Origin of the sequence: Wolbachia endosymbiont (group A) of Alloplasta piceator (assembly GCF_964028505.1) — a bacterium.
Classification (GTDB): Bacteria; Pseudomonadota; Alphaproteobacteria; order Rickettsiales; family Anaplasmataceae; genus Wolbachia; species Wolbachia pipientis.
On sequence record NZ_OZ034793.1, the window covers coordinates 1,142,706 to 1,158,226 of the forward strand.

A 15,521-nucleotide genomic window follows, 5' to 3' on the forward strand; every position below is an offset into this window, starting at 1 on the left:
ATTGTCCATCTGTTTGCCCTGTAATGGGAATTGGTATAAGAGGTTGTCCGGAAACTAGTAAATTCAAGCATATTCCCTCTTTAACATAACCCTACTCATAGCTAGGTATATGAAATTCTCAGTGGATGTTGTGAGTAAATCATACTCCTTCGATAGCCTTCTATTCCTATTAACCCAAGCAAAAGTCCTTTCTACAACCCATCTTCTTGGCTGTACTTTAAACCCTTGTTCTCTTGTTGGTAGTAGCTCAGGTGGCGTATCTTTGTGCACCCAAAATCTACATGGAGGCCTTGTAACAATTTCAATATCTATGTCATATTCTTCCTTTATGTGATTCTTTGAATTTCTTCCTTGGTATCCCATGTCAGCCCACATTTTTTTAACTTTAGTATATTTTGTTCTCATATTGTTTAATGCTATTTTAATACCATCTCTATCATTTTCGTTAGCAGCGCCTACGTAACAACCTAGTATAAAACCCTGAGTGTCTGTAATTATATGCCTTTTTCTACCCTTTACTTTTTTTACTTCCATCATAGCCTTTGATCCCCCCTTTTCTGTAGTCTTTACAGATTGACTATCTACTATACAGGCACTCGGCTGCTCATTCCTTCCTATTTTTCTTCTACTATATTTTGTAATTTCATAATTCATTTTCTCAAAAATTCCCTGCTTCTTCCATTGCCTGAACTGCTCATACACAGTCTTCCATAGCGGAAAATCATTTGGTAAATACCGCCATTGACACCCTGTACGCAATACATAGAAAATTGCTTCTAATATTTCTCTTTTGCTATACTTTGGCGGCCTTCCTCCTTTCTTGTATGATACTCTGAAGTGTTTTTCTATTCTTGCCCATTCCCTTTCGCTTAGATCTGTTGGATACTTTTTTCTCATCTTTACCCCGTACTAAAATTTCAGATATTATAGCCTTTTACTTGTTTCCGGACAACCTCTTACAATTACGTTGTACAGTTCTCCTTCTATTTCGTTATACACTTTATAAGCCTCACAATAAAAATTGAATATAAAAATTATTACTAATGCGGTATAATTATTATGAAAAAGCGTGCTATGCTTTAACAATAAGCTAGTATATAAATATGGGGCTGTAAATCAAAAATTTTAGCAATCTAAAGAAATTTTACTATTACCTTCTATATTGAATTCTCTACGAAGATCAGCAGACAAGTTTATGCTTTCCCAAGAAAATCCACCGTCACTTTCTGACTCTTTACCAAAATGTCCATAACAGGCTGTACGTTTATATATAGGGCAATTAAGCGATAAATGCTTGATTATGCCTTTTGTTGATAAATCTATATTATTCTCGATAAACTTTTTAATTACTCTTTCCTCTACCTTATTCGCACCAAATGTATCAATATAGAATGAAGTAGGTTTTGATACACCAATTGCATAAGAAAGTTGCACAAGACAACGTTCAGCCAAACCTGCAAAGACAATATTTTTAGCAAGATATCTTGCCATATAAGCCGCAGATCTATCAACTTTGGTTGCATCTTTTCCGGAAAACGCTCCTCCACCGTGTGGAATATAACCTCCATAAGTATCAACCATAATTTTTCGTCCGGTTAATCCACAATCACTAACCGGTCCACCAATAACAAATCTACCAGTTGGATTGACTAAGAGATTTTCCTCAGAACACATCCATCCTTCAGGTAAAGATGAAACTATGTAAGGGTAAATTATTTCTTTTACTTTTGATTGATCCAAATCCTCAGGGTGCTGTATTGAGACAATAATACTTTCAGCACGTACCGGGAGGTTATTCTCATATGCCAAAGTGATTTGTGACTTTGCATCTGGACCAAGTTTTGCTTCTTTAACTGCGCTCATGATATTTTTCAGAATCGAGTGTGCATAAAAAATGGGTGCCGGCATAAGGTTTTCTGTCTCTGTTGTTGCATAGCCATACATTATGCCCTGATCTCCAGCACCTTGATCCAACCCTATTGCAATGTCATTTGATTGCTCATGCAGCAATATATTTACTTTCACTTTTCTCCAGTGGAACCCATCGTGCTTGTAACCAATATCTTTTATTGTATTCCGTACAATACTTTCAATCCTGCTATTTTTGATGTTAGGCCCAAACACTTCCCCAGCTATAATAACGTTATCTTTGGTGACTAAAGTCTCTATTGCAGCTCGCGCAAAAGGATCAGTAAAAAGGTACTCATCAAGTATTGCATCTGAAATTTGATCTGCTACTTTATCTGGATGACCAGCCGCCACTGATTCACTGGTTACTAAATTTTTATATAAACTCATGTTTTTGCTTATACAATATCAAAACCGCTATAGAAAACACAGTTAGTAACTACTAAATGGTGGGTCTGGGAAGAGTTGAACCTCCGACCTCACGCTTATCAGGCGTGCGCTCTAACCACCTGAGCTACAGACCCATGATTTATTCAAGCTGAAGCTTTCATATTATCTGTAGGCACGATATCAATAAAAGTCTTTTTATTTGCTGATCTTCTAAAGCTGACCCAGCCTTCTATTTTAGCAAAAATCGTATGATCTTTACCTATACCAACATTCTTCCCAGGATGGAATTTTGTGCCTCTTTGGCGCACAATTATGTTACCAGGAATAACCTTCCCATTCTTCTTTATTCCTAACCTACGACCCGCTGAATCTCTACCATTACAGGAACTACCACCTGATTTTTTAGTTGCCATATCTTACCTCTTACTTTTGAAGACTAATTTCATTTATACGAAGAACAGTTATATACTGCCTATGACCAGTTTTCCTACGGTAATTTTTTCTTCTTTTCTTCTTAAAGATTATAATTTTTTCCCCCCTGCACTGCTCCAACACTTCAGCTTTAACAGTAGCATTAGATGAATAAGATAAGCCATTATTTGAAATACAAATCACCTTATTGATTTCCACCTCTTTTTTTTCTTCAGCTTCTAACTTCTCTACCTTTATTATACTACCTTCTTTTACTAAATATTGCTTTCCACCAGTCTCAATTACTGCAAACATGATAAATATAAATTATTGTTATTAACTTTAATCGTAAACGATGTCATATACGCTGTCAATATAAATAAAAAGCATGACTTAACGTTCTTTTTGAGCTACTAAAATACTTCTATCTGTTTTCATCTTTTATCTACCTTTTCTCAGACAGTAGACTTCTTGCATAACCTAAGCAGAAAAAAGGCAAATAGTTATTATAGCTCTAAGTTTACCGACACCGTCATGCAAGTAGCCCCTTCTCCTGTCATCCGAGTAGCTTGACACTTGTTCCTTTATGACGATGTCATCCAAGTGTCAAGCTACTCGGATGACAAAAAAAGGAGCACTAGGATGACACCCTACTTAACCGTCATACCGCCGCGGTATCTCTAGATCCCGCTGGGATGACGATTGTCGTTTAGCCATAAATATTTAAGAAATTTACCAAATAAAAAAAAGGCAAAAGAAACCCTGGGGTTATTATCCGCTTTAAAATATTGGCGTTTTTTATGTTTTAAACGCTTGACAAGCGAAATTCAGCTGCTTTTAATTGCAACTAACCTACGCTGCAAGTGTTTAAGAAATTTACTAAGCAGAAAAAAAGACAAAGAATCCCCGAGTTAGCTAGTCTTTTACTATCTCTGTCGAGTATTGGCATTTTTTGATGTCTTGTAACGCTTTATAAGCGCGTTCAGCTTATTTAGATAAAAATCTAGATGTAGATGAAGTTTTGTAAAGACATACAGTATCTATATACTGCAAAAAATTAAACATAAGACGCCGATACATTAAGTAATCCTTACCTTTTAATCTGCAGATTGGCGAAAGCAAATACAATAGCTTCACTGTTATGATAAGGGGGCTGGCGGAGTTTGTCAAGGAAGTTTTTTTGTTTCTATTCCCAATAAAAGTTTGTTATATGGTTATGCAAGAAGTCTAATATTAAAAATGACACAACAACATAATTAAATTAGACTACTTTATTCTCTTAGTTACTTGCTTTTCTCTTGCTATTGCAAGGCTTTTTTCTGGTACATCCTCAACTATAACACTACCTGCTGCAATTACAGATTCATCATGAATATTAAGCGGCGCAATTAGTGAGCTATTGGCGCCAACAAAGCAATTGCTCCCTATATTCGTTTCATGTTTATTTTTCCCATCATAATTACAAACAATAGTGCCTGCTCCTATATTACTCTCCTGCCCTACTTTAGCATTTCCTATATAACTTAAGTGTTTTATTCTAGTGTTTTGACCAACTTCACTTGTTTTCACTTCCACAAAATTTCCTATTTTTGCCTTATTACCAATTGTTGTGTTTCCGCGTATTCTGGTAAATGGACCGACCTCAGCATTACTTTTAATTAAGCAGTTTTCTAAATGCGAAAATGGCAGTATTTTCGCACCAGACTCTATTTTCACTCCAGTACCGAAAAAAACATATGGGTAAATAACTGAATCTCTGGCAATTTGCGTATCAAGAGAAAAGAAAACAGTCTCTGGTGCAACAAGCGTTACTCCGGAGTCGGTAAAAACTTTTCTTTTATTTTCTTGAAAGTAAAATTCAGCTTTTATAAGGTCATTTCTGTTATTTATTCCCGTTGCTTCTTCTCCACCGGTAATAACGTAACCGACATTTAAATTACTCTTCACTGCAATGGAAACTATATCGGTCAAGTAATATTCATGAGTTGAGCTATTGCACTCTATTTTCTCCACCAATTCACGTAAATTCTTTGCACATGCAACCATTATTCCAGCATTTGCAAGAAATTCTTCATGATTATTTTTATCACTCTTTGCTTCTACGATTTCTCTTAAGGAACCATTCTCAATAATTAACCTACCGTATTCTTTATTGCTTGTCCTAAAACCTAGGCAAACTAGAGCCTTGCCTTCTAAATAACTAATCATTTTAGTTATTGTGCTGCTTTTTATGAGCGGAGTATCCCCATACTGCACAACAACTATGCTTGAATCTGGCAATTCTCTTAGGTTTCTCATCGCAGTTTTGACCGCATCTCCCGTGCCAAGTGTTAATTCTTGTGTAATTAACTGTATATCCTTAAAGCACTTTAGTCTTTCAATTAAAGGCAGATCAACTACAACAGCAATATTTTCAGGATTTAACTGTTTTGCATTGTAAATGACATGCTGAAGCATGGAAAAATTGCCTATTTCGTGCAGAACCTTAGGCAAATCTGAATTCATCCGCCTGCCATGCCCGGCAGCAAGTATGATAAAAGTATGAGCTTTATTTATCACTTATCTTAAAGATGAAAAATGAAAACCATAATGATCAAGCCAACTGATTTTGTTATCGTAAAAGCTTCTTAGGTCGCTGATTTGATATTTTAGCATCGCAAGCCTTTCTATACCAATGCCAAACGCAAAACCGTTGTATTTAGTATGGTCTATTCCAACATTTTGAAAGACATTTGGATGCACCATACCACATCCAAGCACTTCTATCCATTTACTACCTTTATAACTTATGTCCACTTCCGCAGAGGGTTCAGTAAAAGGAAAAAAACTATTACGAAAACGTATCTTCAGCCCTTTATCTCCAAAAAACTTATTAAGGAAGTGATGAATAGTAAATTTTAACTGGCCCATATTGACGTTTTCATCGACATATAACCCTTCTATCTGGTGAAACATAGGAGTATGAGTTGCATCAAAGTCATTTCTGTATACCCTACCAGGGGCTACTATTTTAATTGGGCATTTTTTTGTTTTTTCCATGGTTCTAATCTGTACAGATGAAGTGTGAGTGCGCAGTACCATTCTTTTATCGTTTATTTTATTCTTTAAGTAGAAGGTATCTTGCTCCTCTCGCGCAGGATGATGACTTGGAGTATTCAGTGCATCAAATACATGAAATTCATCTTCAATATCAGGGCCATCAACTGCTTTAAAACCCATATGTGCAAAAATAAGCTTTACTTCATTTATAACCTTACTGAGTGGATGGACCTTGCCCATTTTTTCTGGTCTAACGGGCAACGTGATATCAACCGCCTCGTTCTGCAATTTAAAGTTAACTTCTTCTGTTTTTAGCACATTTTCCCTATTCATGATAAGATGATCTATCTTATCACGTAAAGCGTTAATCACTGCACCTAAATCACGCTTTTTCTCTGCATTTTCTATCTTTTTTAAGTTATCAAAATACGCTCTAACTACACCCTTTTTTCCCAAATATAATAGCCTAACTTTTTCTAAATCTTGCAAAGAAGAAGCATTCTCAATTTCGGAAACTGCTTTATCTTCAAGTGAAAGTATGTCATCTAATAACTCTTTATTCATCTTAAAAACGCTGGCTTAAACTTTCATTATAGTGAAATTTTAAATATCATCAACAATCCGAAAAATTGCCCTATTCTGATTATTAATTTATTGACTGATTAATCTTTTTTATTTACCTTTGCGTTGATGAATTTGCTGTATCAACTATGCACAACAGTAATACTGAAACTAAGAATAAGTATAAAATAGAGGATTTACCTAAGCTCTTTAAGGAAAAATCCAGAAACATAAGTAAAGCATTTTCTAGCGAAACAATTAAGATCAGTACTATTCGCTCGAGAAGTATTGAAAGTAATATACAAGAATTTTCATTTGAGCTAACAGCAACAGATAAAGACACCTTTAATATAGGATTATTTCGAATAAACCCTTTAATTGATTTTTTCAAAATCTGCCTTTCCCGGGAAAAAAAATTTACAGCCAACATAAAAGTGCCCAAAGAAAGCAGTGAACTATATAATAATACCAATTCCCATTACAGGGCAAACAGATGGACAATGATGGAAGAAAAGCCATACTGAAGTAAGTAAAATAGCGAGGTTTAAATGGCATTAAGATCAAAATTATTGGATGAAAAAGTAGTAGAATCAGCAAAAGAAATGCTGAAGAAAGTAATGAATAATGCATATGTTTCAAAAAAACTAAATGCTGTAATTGCAGCAAAAAAGTACAGTATAACGGCTGTAGCAAAAATATATTGCATTTCAAGAAGCGCACTAACTTCGTGGGTAAAACTCTTGAAAATTGGCAGAGAAGAAAAACTGTTTGCTCCTTCACAACGTCGTAGAAAAACTAAATTAAATCAGGCTCAACTACAGCAAATTGAAGAGTGGATAGAAGAAAATCCTAATATCACCATTAAAGAAATGAGAATAAGAATCCAGGAAAAGTTCGGATTAAATATCAGCAAATCTACAGTACACCGCCATATGCAAAAGATGAAATTCTCATATATTACACCAAGACCAGTTCATAATGGACAAGATAAAAGCAAACAAGAGGAATTCAAAAAAAAATCTCAATGGAGCTATTAGCAAGTATCCAGAAAAAGAGCTATTTTTCTTTGATGAATCACGGTTTGGCACACATTCAAAAGTTGGACATGGGTGGTTTAAAAAGGGGATTAGAACACAGGTTAAAACAAAATTAGGTAGGCAAAATTTCTATCTCTATAGTGCAGTTAATCCTAGAAATGGAGAGAGTTCTAGCTTATTTGCACCAAATGTCAACACTGATTGCATGAACATATTTCTTGAGCAAATTTCGCAATATCTAGAAACACGAGAGGCTTTTCTCGTTATGGACTGTGCTAGTTGGCATAGGTCAAAAAATTTAAAGGTACCTAAAAATATCGACATTATATACCTACCTCCATACTCACCTGAGCTAAATCCTGTTGAGAGGCTTTGGTTATATATAAAACAGAACATTTTGCGCAATAAAATATACGATACAATTGCTCTACTTGAGGGTGCTTTGTGCAAATTTATTACTTCTCTTGCCAGCTCCACAATTAAACAACTCTGCAATGTTTCCTATTTGACTGGACAACAATGAGAATTGGTATAACTACTGTAAAACTAACAGTTATAAAACTGTAGAAGAATTCGTAAATAGTGCTCCGCCTCAAATCCTTCTGCAGGGCACAACGATAACGCTACAAACAGACGTTGAAAACATTAACCTGGACAACTTGTACCAAATCGAGTTATTTCTAAATGAAAAGCTACAACATGCAGAAAAAACTGAAAATGAAGACAAAAAAGAACAGAGTGAAACTAACCAAAAAAATGCACAAAATAAACAAATCGTACCAGTTACAGGCCTGTTTGGCTATAATTTAACAAGTAGTAAAAAGCAAGTGATGCGGGTTCCAATAGTTGTTGCTGCAATGCGTGACAATTTTTTTTGGTTTGGATCTTCTTTTCGGCTATCCAATTTTTTTAATACAATACAATTCTTCTTTCAACAGCCACCAAAACTGTCCATACGAAACCAGAGGGCTTTGACTTACCATCCAACACTTCAAGAGACAAAACAGGACAAGGTAACACAAAAAGATGGAATCGACGAAAGAAGAATAGAAGACGTCACAATGCTTATTTCTGATTTCGGTCAAACTACTTCGCACACAGAGTATTTTAAGGCTAACAGAAAAAAGAAGTCAAAAAAGCAGACCAAAGAACTATCAGAGAAAGAAAAACCATTAGCCATAAAACAAGCACAAAATGATGCTAGAGTAGCTATGATAGATAACCAAATTGAGCACAGGGGGAAAAAACTCGATAAAATATTTATTGAAGTGATGAGTGGATACAAAAATCAAGATCCAGAAACATTTTGCAATATTTTCAGCTCAGTATTCAATATTGTTTACTTTCAAGATAAACAATTACATGCAATATTAGAGCCAGGCGAAATATCAGAAGTATTACAGATACTCGAAAGGCCACAACCTCTTAGTAACTCACTTTTAGGTAAAGAATATTTACAAAAACAAGTATATAGAAAAAAAGAGCAATTGCTTAAATTAGTTTCAGGTGTTTATATACAACAACCTTCTCCACAACATGAAAATACTCCTCATAAATCTACAAACCCTTTACCAATTAAAGATCTTTCACCAGCAACAAATGAAGCTAAAACTCTACCACCTACTAACATTACACTCAAATCATCATTAAAAACTGTATTTTCCTCAAAAAAGGCTTATTTTTGTCTATTTATAATAGTAGCATCTGCATCAACACTTTGCTTACGGCATTTTCCGTTAGGAAAAGTGTCAATGTTAAAAGGATTAGTGCCACCAGAAAAAAGAGAAAGTATTGGGCTAGCATTGAACATAGGGTTACCAATATTAACTGCATTATGTGTTCTGAGTTTGGCTTATTTCATATATTCTGAATATTCTATAGAATCTATTGAACAAGTAAGTGAAAACGATCCCCTTTCTCGCGCCTATAGCTAGTGCAGGCTCAGTTTTCCTACGTCATACCGTCACGGTATCTCTAGATCCCGCTAACACGTAGCGGGATGACGAATTTGTCGTTTTTTAAATTGTCGGTAAACCAGAATTACTTTAACTATAACAAAATAGAAATAAGTTGTTGTAAAAAATTTTTCATGGTAAAATTATTTATTTTCACCATATGTTTAAAGGAATTATCACGGATATCGGGACTATAACTGATACTACCACTCACTCCAACTCTGATCAAATTTTCCATATCAAGACACAAAATTTATCCTCTATAAATAAAGGAGATTCAATAGCTTGCTCTGGTGTGTGTTTAACTGTTGTTGATATAATGAGCGATACATTTACAGTCCAAGCATCTCAAGAAACTATGAAGGTTGCTAACTTAAATACGTGGAGAATAGGAAAAAAAATAAATCTCGAACAAGCAATGAGATTAAGTGATAAGATCGATGGCCACCTAGTTCAGGGTCATGTTGACGGGATAGTAAAATTTTTAACAATTAATCAAAATTTAGATTCTCATGAAATCAAACTATCGTGCCCACAAGAATTAATTAAATTTGTTGCAAAAAAAAGCTCCGTTACACTAGATGGGGTTTCCCTCACAGTGAATTCAGTTATTAATCAGGAATTTACAGTAAATATCACTCCCTATACATGGGAAAATACAACTTTTCAGTACAACAAAGTAAATGATTATTTGAATTTAGAAATTGACATGATCGCTAGGTATTTAGATCAATTGATGCAGCATAAATACAATTAATTTTACAACCTTGTTATTTACAACTATTATATCTTGAAAACCATATAGATATAAAACATGCTTTTCGATAGCCTAATTATCTTCATTGTTGTTCTATGCGTAATAATCTCGGTAACTAGAGGCTTTATAAAAGAGCTATGCGCACTAATGTTTCTATTTTTATCGGTCTTTCTGACAGCTAATCACTATGATTTTTTCGCTCCAAATTATAGTAAATATTTTGATTCTAAAGTTACACTAAACATACTTTCTACAATCTCTGTATTTATTATACTTAATCTTATATTCATGATAATAAATAACTGGCTAATGTACATATTATCACCCATAAGGTTGGGGTTTATCGATAGAGTTACTGGAATCTTTCTCGGAGTGCTTAAAGGAATATTGCTCTCTTATGTATTATTTTTTGCTGTGCACTTATATTGCTACACAGTATATGACAAAAAAGAGGGAGAGTATAAAATAGAAGCAGAAGACATATTGCCTAATTGGATAATAAATTCACACTCTTATCAGGCTTTATTTGTGACAGCAGAAGAAGTAATTGACATGTATGTACCAGAGTCGTTGATACTAAAAATAAAAGAGATCGGTGGAGAAATGGTTGATCAAGAAAAACCTAAAAACAATAAAAAAGAAGAGTAAATATTTATTTATAAATATTTTCATTGGGAGTATTCAAAAAGCCATATGTGTCAGGTTAAGAGCACAGAATTTTTTACTGGAAATATTAATTTTGTTTTAGCAATAAATCAACTTAAGGTCATAATATCTTGACATTTATTTAATGTTGCTATATAATAGCTATGTACATTTTGTGTACTATAGCAATAAAATTACCTTGTAATAGGTGTATTGGACCCGAGGGCAGTACTCGGCGCCTCCACCATGTTTTTTAATTATACGGGGGCGATTAAGGATCGACATACATAGTAAAGATGGTAGCTTTGCTCGGTTAGACACCACCGCTAAGAGTTCATAATTTAAATGCAAACGATAATTTTGCTGCTGAAGAATATCGTGTTGCTGCTTAATTTAGCACAACCAATTTATTACTAAAGCACGGTTCAGGGAACGCCGGGTAACAGAAGTTCCCCCCAAATTTACGTATGTGAAAGTTATATGGAGCAAACAGATTACAAAAAACTGCTTAATTCTGCTAATTTTCAAGTTATCAAAAAGACTTTAGATGTTATATCAGGTAATGGTTTTATCCCTCACTTAGAAATATTATTTTTCACATATTTTAATGGTGTGACCATGCCAGATCGTTTGAAAAAGTCATACCCTACTCAAATGCTTATTATATTACAGCATCAATTCTATGATTTAAAAGTTTCTGAGGATAAATTTAGCGTCAGTTTGAGTTTTCAAGGAAAACAAGAGCGAATTACTATACCGTTTTTTGCTATTAGTGAGTTTCGTGATAAAATTTCAGGAGATGTTTTAATATTTGACAAAATCAGTATCGACTCTGATAAAGAATACAAAAGTGAAAAATGTACTGAAAAACTATCAAACGGTAGTATTATATCCATAGATCAACTGCGTGATGAGTAACTGCTCATCTTTATAAACAAAAAATATTAATAGAAAAAAGTGGTCTAACTTCAGTAATAGAATAGAGGGTAGATAAATATGCTAAATCTTTAATTATTTATTAACGCAGGTGGCAAAATTTTTCTTACATATCATCAACTTCCTTTATTGAAAAATTCAGAAAAATGTTGTATAATTATTAGTGGACTTTGGTAAAACATATGACAGATTCAGGAATTAGTATAACTTTTGACCCAAAAACTTCACATAACCTTACTAAGTTAGCTGAAATCACCAAGGAATCCGTTCAAGAACTAGCAAAAAGGTTAGTCATCGAAGGAATCGAGTGCGAAGTAGAAGATATTGCGTTATATAAAACTATTAAGGAATGTGAGGATGTAGACTGGAACACAGTACTATCTGAAAGGGAGAGGACATAAACTGAAATACGATATTGTCTACTCAAAAAACTTTACTGAAAGAGATTTTCTAAATCTTCCAAAAACAATAAGATCAAGGATTACAAAAGCGATAAACGAGCGGCTTACAACTGATCCAATTAAATTTGGTAAACCATTACGTGGCAGGCTAAAAGGGTATAGAAGAATAAGGGTTAGTGATTATCGAATTATTTATACTGTAAATATTGCAAAACATAAGGTATTTGTTGCTACAGCAGGACATAGAGACACCATTTATGAGAAGGCTACTTGATAAACATTAAATATATTTTTATACAGCCCTCCTTCCTTCCTTCCTTTCTTTATTGAAAAATTAAAAAAAATGTTGTATAATTATTAGTGGACTTTGGTAAAACATATGGCAAATTCAGGCATTAACATAGCTCTTAGCGAAGAAACTTTAAAGCATCTTGCTGAATTATCTGAATTTACTAAACAGCCCGTTCAAGAATTAGCAGGAAAACTATTTAGAGAAGCAGTTGAGCTTGAAATGGAGGATTTTTTAGTATCTAAAATTTCTGATGAGCGTGATGTTGAAGGTGCAGAAACAGTTGATTTTGAAGATATTAAGTGGGATTAGAGCGTTACAAGGTTAAGTCTCTAAAGAGTGTTGTTGAAAAAGATTTACCAAACCTTCCAAAGACAATAAGGCTAAGAGTTCAAAAGGCTATAAAAGAACGTCTTACAGTTGACCCAATAAATTTTGGTGAACCACTACATCATAACTTAAAAGGATGTAGAAGGCTAAGAGTTGGTGACTATCGTGTAATTTACAGAGTAAATCAATTAGATCATATAGTAACTATCACAGAGATAGGACATAGAGATGATATTTATAAGAAATAAATACCAACATTAATATATATTATACACCCCTCCTTCCTTGTCCATTCTCTACTTTAGGTGGCTTTGCCCAGCTCAAAAAATGAAGTTTTTTTTGGTTCAGCAAAAACAACATTTTGAGTTTGAAAAGGCTAAATACTTGTCTTTTATATAACTTTCGTGTAATAGATATGTATGCATCCAATCATATATCTACTCAATACGTTACTTGATCTTTATAGCTTCATTCTAATATGTTGGGTTGTCCTAAACTGGCTGGTTAAACTTAATATGGTGAACATATATAATGAAACTGTCAGTAGCATAATGCACATCTTGAACCAATTGACATATCCACCACTAAAGATTATTAGAAGATATATACCACCGTTCAACGGATTAGATTTATCTATAATGATATTGCTAATAACAATTCACTTTGTAAAATATACAGTAGCTTACTACTTTAGGTAGATGTTAAAAAAATATCTAAAATCAGCAATATATCTATCCCTTTTAATATATATATATATATCAGTTTTTAGCTATAACTATAAAGATCCTTCCTTAAACACGGCTACAAATGAGGAAGTGACAAATTTAGGTGGAATAGTAGGTTCATATTTAGCTGATATATTGGTTCAATTTCTTGGATTAACTAGTGTTACAATAGCTACAACCATAGTTTACTTGTTGATCTTCAGGCCAGCAAAAATACTGCTGAAAATTCTCTATTTAATATTAATCAATTTAGGGGTATGTGCTATATTACCACAACTTTCGCTAGGCATCACAGCAAGGTACAGACACAGTGGAATAATAGGGAATGCACTCGTTAATAACTGCCCGTTTTATGTATTTGTGATAGTAACATTAATAGGTCTTGTAGGATCTGTTGGTTGGAAGAGAACAATTTACTCTCTATTCTTCTTATGTAAAAAAATAGCTTGCTTATTTGTAAATGTTCCATTCTTCAGATCACATAAAACTGCTGAATATTCAGTTGCACCATTAGTAGTAGAAGAAAAACATAAAACTAAAATCACTACTAAACAACAACCAAAAGAAAGACAGAAAAAAGCTACCGAAGAAATTTTTAAACCTTCCAGTGAGTTCGAATTTCCAAGCATTCATTTACTTTCCAAAGCAGAGGAGTCTTTGCAGAGAAAACAGCTGAATGAAATGGAGAGCAATAAAAATTTATCTCTGCTGGAACAAGTCCTGAGTGATTTTGGCGTGCAAGGAAAAATTATCAGTGTATGCTATGGGCCGGTTGTGACTTTATACAAACTTGAACCACAAGCTGGTACGAAATCTGCAAGAGTAATTGGCCTTGCAGATGACATTGCACGTTCGATGAGTGCACTCTCTGCACGTATTTCAATAATTCGTGGGCAAAATGCTATGGGAATAGAGTTGCCGAACAAGGAACGGGAAATTGTAATGCTGCGTGATTTGCTTGAATCACCAGAATACCAAAATGCAAACTTAAATCTTCCAATTGCGCTTGGCAAAGAAATAAGTGGAAAACCAGTTATTGCAGATCTAACTAAAATGCCTCACTTGCTCGTTGCTGGAACCACAGGGTCTGGTAAATCAGTTGCGATTAACACTATGATTCTTTCACTCGTTTATCGATTAAGTCCTGACGAATGCAAGATGATAATGATCGACCCCAAAATGCTTGAGCTTTCAATATATGATGCAATACCACATCTAATAACGCCAGTAGTAACAGAGCCAAAAAAGGCTGTGGTCGCTCTTAAGTGGATAGTGAAAGAAATGGAAAACCGCTATCGCATGATGTCGTATTTGAATGTACGCAATGTTATAAACTATAATCAAAAAATCACAGAAGCGATGAATAGTGGAATAGAATTGGAGCGCGTTGTGCAGATTGGCTTTAACTCAACAACAGGCAAACCTCTGTTTGAAAAAATACCAATCAAGATGGAAACATTTCCATATATTGTAGTGATCGTGGATGAAATGGCAGATTTGATGCTTGTTGCCGGCAAAGAAATAGAGTGCTCTATTCAACGCTTAGCTCAGATGGCTCGTGCTGCAGGAATACACATCATAATGGCAACACAACGCCCATCTGTGGATGTGATCACAGGTGTGATAAAGGCGAACTTTCCAACGAGAATCAGTTTTGCTGTTACTTCTAAGATAGATAGCCGTACAATACTTGGCGAACAAGGGGCTGAACAATTGCTCGGCATGGGTGACATGCTCTATATGGCCTCTGGTGGTAAGATCATTCGAGTTCACGGCCCATTTGTAAGTGATAATGAGGTGCAAGATATAGTTGATCATCTGAAAATGCAAGGTGAGCCAAACTACATGGAGGAAATCACTAAAGAAGATGAAAATTCTTCTACAGAGTCACACGATGAAACGGAGGATGAAGAAAATGACCTCTATAACCAAGCAGTGGCCATCATTCAAAGAGATCAAAAAGTTTCAACCAGTTACATTCAAAGGCAGCTTAGAATAGGCTATAACAGAGCAGCAAACATCGTTGAAAGAATGGAAAAGGAAGGTATTGTCAGCGCTCCAAATTACTCAGGGAAAAGAGAGATATTGGTTGAATAACAATCTTGTAATACCTTAATTTAAGTTTCCGCACTTTCAA

At 34.5% G+C, this 15,521-nt stretch carries 17 protein-coding genes, 1 tRNA gene, 1 other RNA gene and 1 pseudogene; 13 read left to right on the forward strand and 7 right to left on the reverse strand.

The annotated features are described in order from the left end of the window. Positions 1 to 63 precede the first annotated feature (63 nt). From ABWU31_RS05680 to pheS, 7 genes are all read right to left on the reverse strand, one after another. Positions 64 to 897 carry an IS5-like element ISWpi1 family transposase gene (locus ABWU31_RS05680; protein WP_353271068.1) on the reverse strand — a complete coding sequence of 278 codons (834 nt, stop codon included), beginning with the start codon at positions 895 to 897 and terminating at the stop codon, positions 64 to 66. A 228-nt stretch (positions 898 to 1,125) separates the two neighbouring features. Beyond that, entirely contained in the window at positions 1,126 to 2,298 is a 1,173-nt protein-coding gene (metK, locus tag ABWU31_RS05685; RefSeq protein WP_006279561.1) for a methionine adenosyltransferase, read from the reverse strand. A 57-nt stretch (positions 2,299 to 2,355) separates the two neighbouring features. Continuing rightward, positions 2,356 to 2,432 (reverse strand) — tRNA-Ile (locus tag ABWU31_RS05690). Between the two features lie 9 nt (positions 2,433 to 2,441). After that, the gene (rpmA, locus tag ABWU31_RS05695; RefSeq protein ID WP_006279564.1) at positions 2,442 to 2,711 is read right to left on the reverse strand and encodes a 50S ribosomal protein L27; all 270 of its coding nucleotides are present in this window, start codon (positions 2,709 to 2,711) and stop codon (positions 2,442 to 2,444) included. A gap of 10 nt (positions 2,712 to 2,721) precedes the next feature. Continuing rightward, positions 2,722 to 3,024, reverse strand: coding sequence for a 50S ribosomal protein L21 (rplU, locus tag ABWU31_RS05700; protein ID WP_006279565.1), 303 nt, complete (start codon positions 3,022 to 3,024; stop codon positions 2,722 to 2,724). A gap of 951 nt (positions 3,025 to 3,975) precedes the next feature. Continuing rightward, a complete protein-coding gene (gene glmU, locus ABWU31_RS05705; RefSeq protein WP_077188522.1) occupies positions 3,976 to 5,268 on the reverse strand; it encodes a bifunctional UDP-N-acetylglucosamine diphosphorylase/glucosamine-1-phosphate N-acetyltransferase GlmU in 1,293 nt (430 codons plus the stop codon). Continuing rightward, positions 5,269 to 6,312 carry a phenylalanine--tRNA ligase subunit alpha gene (pheS, locus tag ABWU31_RS05710; RefSeq protein ID WP_338482735.1) on the reverse strand — a complete coding sequence of 348 codons (1,044 nt, stop codon included), beginning with the start codon at positions 6,310 to 6,312 and terminating at the stop codon, positions 5,269 to 5,271. 146 nt (positions 6,313 to 6,458) lie between these two features. Here pheS and ABWU31_RS05715 point away from each other — a divergent pair, with 146 nt between their 5' ends. The 13 genes and pseudogenes from ABWU31_RS05715 to ABWU31_RS05775 all read left to right on the forward strand — a co-directional run bounded on the left by ABWU31_RS05715 (position 6,459) and on the right by ABWU31_RS05775 (position 15,481). Then, positions 6,459 to 6,833, forward strand: a complete 375-nt coding sequence (locus tag ABWU31_RS05715) for a hypothetical protein (protein ID WP_353271173.1) — start codon at positions 6,459 to 6,461, stop codon at positions 6,831 to 6,833. A gap of 24 nt (positions 6,834 to 6,857) precedes the next feature. Then, positions 6,858 to 7,869, forward strand: a protein-coding gene (locus ABWU31_RS05720; protein WP_353271144.1) for an IS630 family transposase whose coding sequence is annotated in 2 segments (ribosomal slippage) — positions 6,858 to 7,319 and positions 7,321 to 7,869 — 1,011 coding nt in all. Because the reading frame shifts where the segments join, the coding sequence is not laid out codon by codon here. Positions 7,870 to 7,879: 10 nt separating this feature from the next. Further along, positions 7,880 to 9,280 (forward strand): annotated as a pseudogene (locus ABWU31_RS05725) (hypothetical protein); the annotation flags it as partial. A gap of 181 nt (positions 9,281 to 9,461) precedes the next feature. Next, positions 9,462 to 10,058, forward strand: coding sequence for a riboflavin synthase (locus ABWU31_RS05730; protein ID WP_010082169.1), 597 nt, complete (start codon positions 9,462 to 9,464; stop codon positions 10,056 to 10,058). A gap of 57 nt (positions 10,059 to 10,115) precedes the next feature. Continuing rightward, on the forward strand, positions 10,116 to 10,706 hold the full coding sequence (locus ABWU31_RS05735; RefSeq protein WP_010962383.1) for a CvpA family protein: 591 nt from the start codon (positions 10,116 to 10,118) through the stop codon (positions 10,704 to 10,706). Positions 10,707 to 10,830: 124 nt separating this feature from the next. Then, positions 10,831 to 11,161, forward strand: a transfer-messenger RNA (tmRNA) gene (gene ssrA / locus ABWU31_RS05740). A 22-nt stretch (positions 11,162 to 11,183) separates the two neighbouring features. Then, the gene (locus ABWU31_RS05745) at positions 11,184 to 11,621 is read left to right on the forward strand and encodes a ClpXP protease specificity-enhancing factor SspB (RefSeq protein ID WP_353271175.1); all 438 of its coding nucleotides are present in this window, start codon (positions 11,184 to 11,186) and stop codon (positions 11,619 to 11,621) included. A 200-nt stretch (positions 11,622 to 11,821) separates the two neighbouring features. Beyond that, the gene (locus tag ABWU31_RS05750; RefSeq protein ID WP_006279413.1) at positions 11,822 to 12,040 is read left to right on the forward strand and encodes a hypothetical protein; all 219 of its coding nucleotides are present in this window, start codon (positions 11,822 to 11,824) and stop codon (positions 12,038 to 12,040) included. A 67-nt stretch (positions 12,041 to 12,107) separates the two neighbouring features. Then, entirely contained in the window at positions 12,108 to 12,314 is a 207-nt protein-coding gene (locus ABWU31_RS05755) for a type II toxin-antitoxin system RelE family toxin (RefSeq protein WP_231115925.1), read from the forward strand. Between the two features lie 105 nt (positions 12,315 to 12,419). Further along, positions 12,420 to 12,641, forward strand: coding sequence for a hypothetical protein (locus ABWU31_RS05760; protein ID WP_006279415.1), 222 nt, complete (start codon positions 12,420 to 12,422; stop codon positions 12,639 to 12,641). Beyond that, complete coding sequence (locus tag ABWU31_RS05765; RefSeq protein WP_015588829.1) at positions 12,632 to 12,907, forward strand: type II toxin-antitoxin system RelE family toxin; 276 nt, start codon at positions 12,632 to 12,634, stop codon at positions 12,905 to 12,907. Before ABWU31_RS05760 ends, ABWU31_RS05765 begins: the two co-directional genes overlap by 10 nt. A gap of 171 nt (positions 12,908 to 13,078) precedes the next feature. Further along, positions 13,079 to 13,357, forward strand: a complete 279-nt coding sequence (locus tag ABWU31_RS05770) for a YggT family protein (protein WP_006279515.1) — start codon at positions 13,079 to 13,081, stop codon at positions 13,355 to 13,357. After that, positions 13,358 to 15,481, forward strand: coding sequence for an FtsK/SpoIIIE family DNA translocase (locus ABWU31_RS05775; RefSeq protein ID WP_077188517.1), 2,124 nt, complete (start codon positions 13,358 to 13,360; stop codon positions 15,479 to 15,481). Positions 15,482 to 15,521 lie beyond the last annotated feature (40 nt).

What these genes read in the sequence shown, in the direction of transcription:
- ABWU31_RS05680 (WP_353271068.1), bottom strand. Translation starts at nt 897, where the DNA reads ATGAGAAAAAAGTATCCAACAGATCTAAGCGAAAGGGAATGGGCAAGA.
- metK (WP_006279561.1), bottom strand. Translation starts at nt 2,298, where the DNA reads ATGAGTTTATATAAAAATTTAGTAACCAGTGAATCAGTGGCGGCTGGT.
- rpmA (WP_006279564.1), bottom strand. Translation starts at nt 2,711, where the DNA reads ATGGCAACTAAAAAATCAGGTGGTAGTTCCTGTAATGGTAGAGATTCA.
- rplU (WP_006279565.1), bottom strand. Translation starts at nt 3,024, where the DNA reads ATGTTTGCAGTAATTGAGACTGGTGGAAAGCAATATTTAGTAAAAGAA.
- pheS (WP_338482735.1), bottom strand. Translation starts at nt 6,312, where the DNA reads ATGAATAAAGAGTTATTAGATGACATACTTTCACTTGAAGATAAAGCA.
- ABWU31_RS05715 (WP_353271173.1), top strand. Translation starts at nt 6,459, where the DNA reads ATGCACAACAGTAATACTGAAACTAAGAATAAGTATAAAATAGAGGAT.
- ABWU31_RS05730 (WP_010082169.1), top strand. Translation starts at nt 9,462, where the DNA reads ATGTTTAAAGGAATTATCACGGATATCGGGACTATAACTGATACTACC.
- ABWU31_RS05735 (WP_010962383.1), top strand. Translation starts at nt 10,116, where the DNA reads ATGCTTTTCGATAGCCTAATTATCTTCATTGTTGTTCTATGCGTAATA.
- ABWU31_RS05745 (WP_353271175.1), top strand. Translation starts at nt 11,184, where the DNA reads ATGGAGCAAACAGATTACAAAAAACTGCTTAATTCTGCTAATTTTCAA.
- ABWU31_RS05750 (WP_006279413.1), top strand. Translation starts at nt 11,822, where the DNA reads ATGACAGATTCAGGAATTAGTATAACTTTTGACCCAAAAACTTCACAT.
- ABWU31_RS05760 (WP_006279415.1), top strand. Translation starts at nt 12,420, where the DNA reads ATGGCAAATTCAGGCATTAACATAGCTCTTAGCGAAGAAACTTTAAAG.
- ABWU31_RS05770 (WP_006279515.1), top strand. Translation starts at nt 13,079, where the DNA reads ATGCATCCAATCATATATCTACTCAATACGTTACTTGATCTTTATAGC.
- ABWU31_RS05775 (WP_077188517.1), top strand. Translation starts at nt 13,358, where the DNA reads ATGTTAAAAAAATATCTAAAATCAGCAATATATCTATCCCTTTTAATA.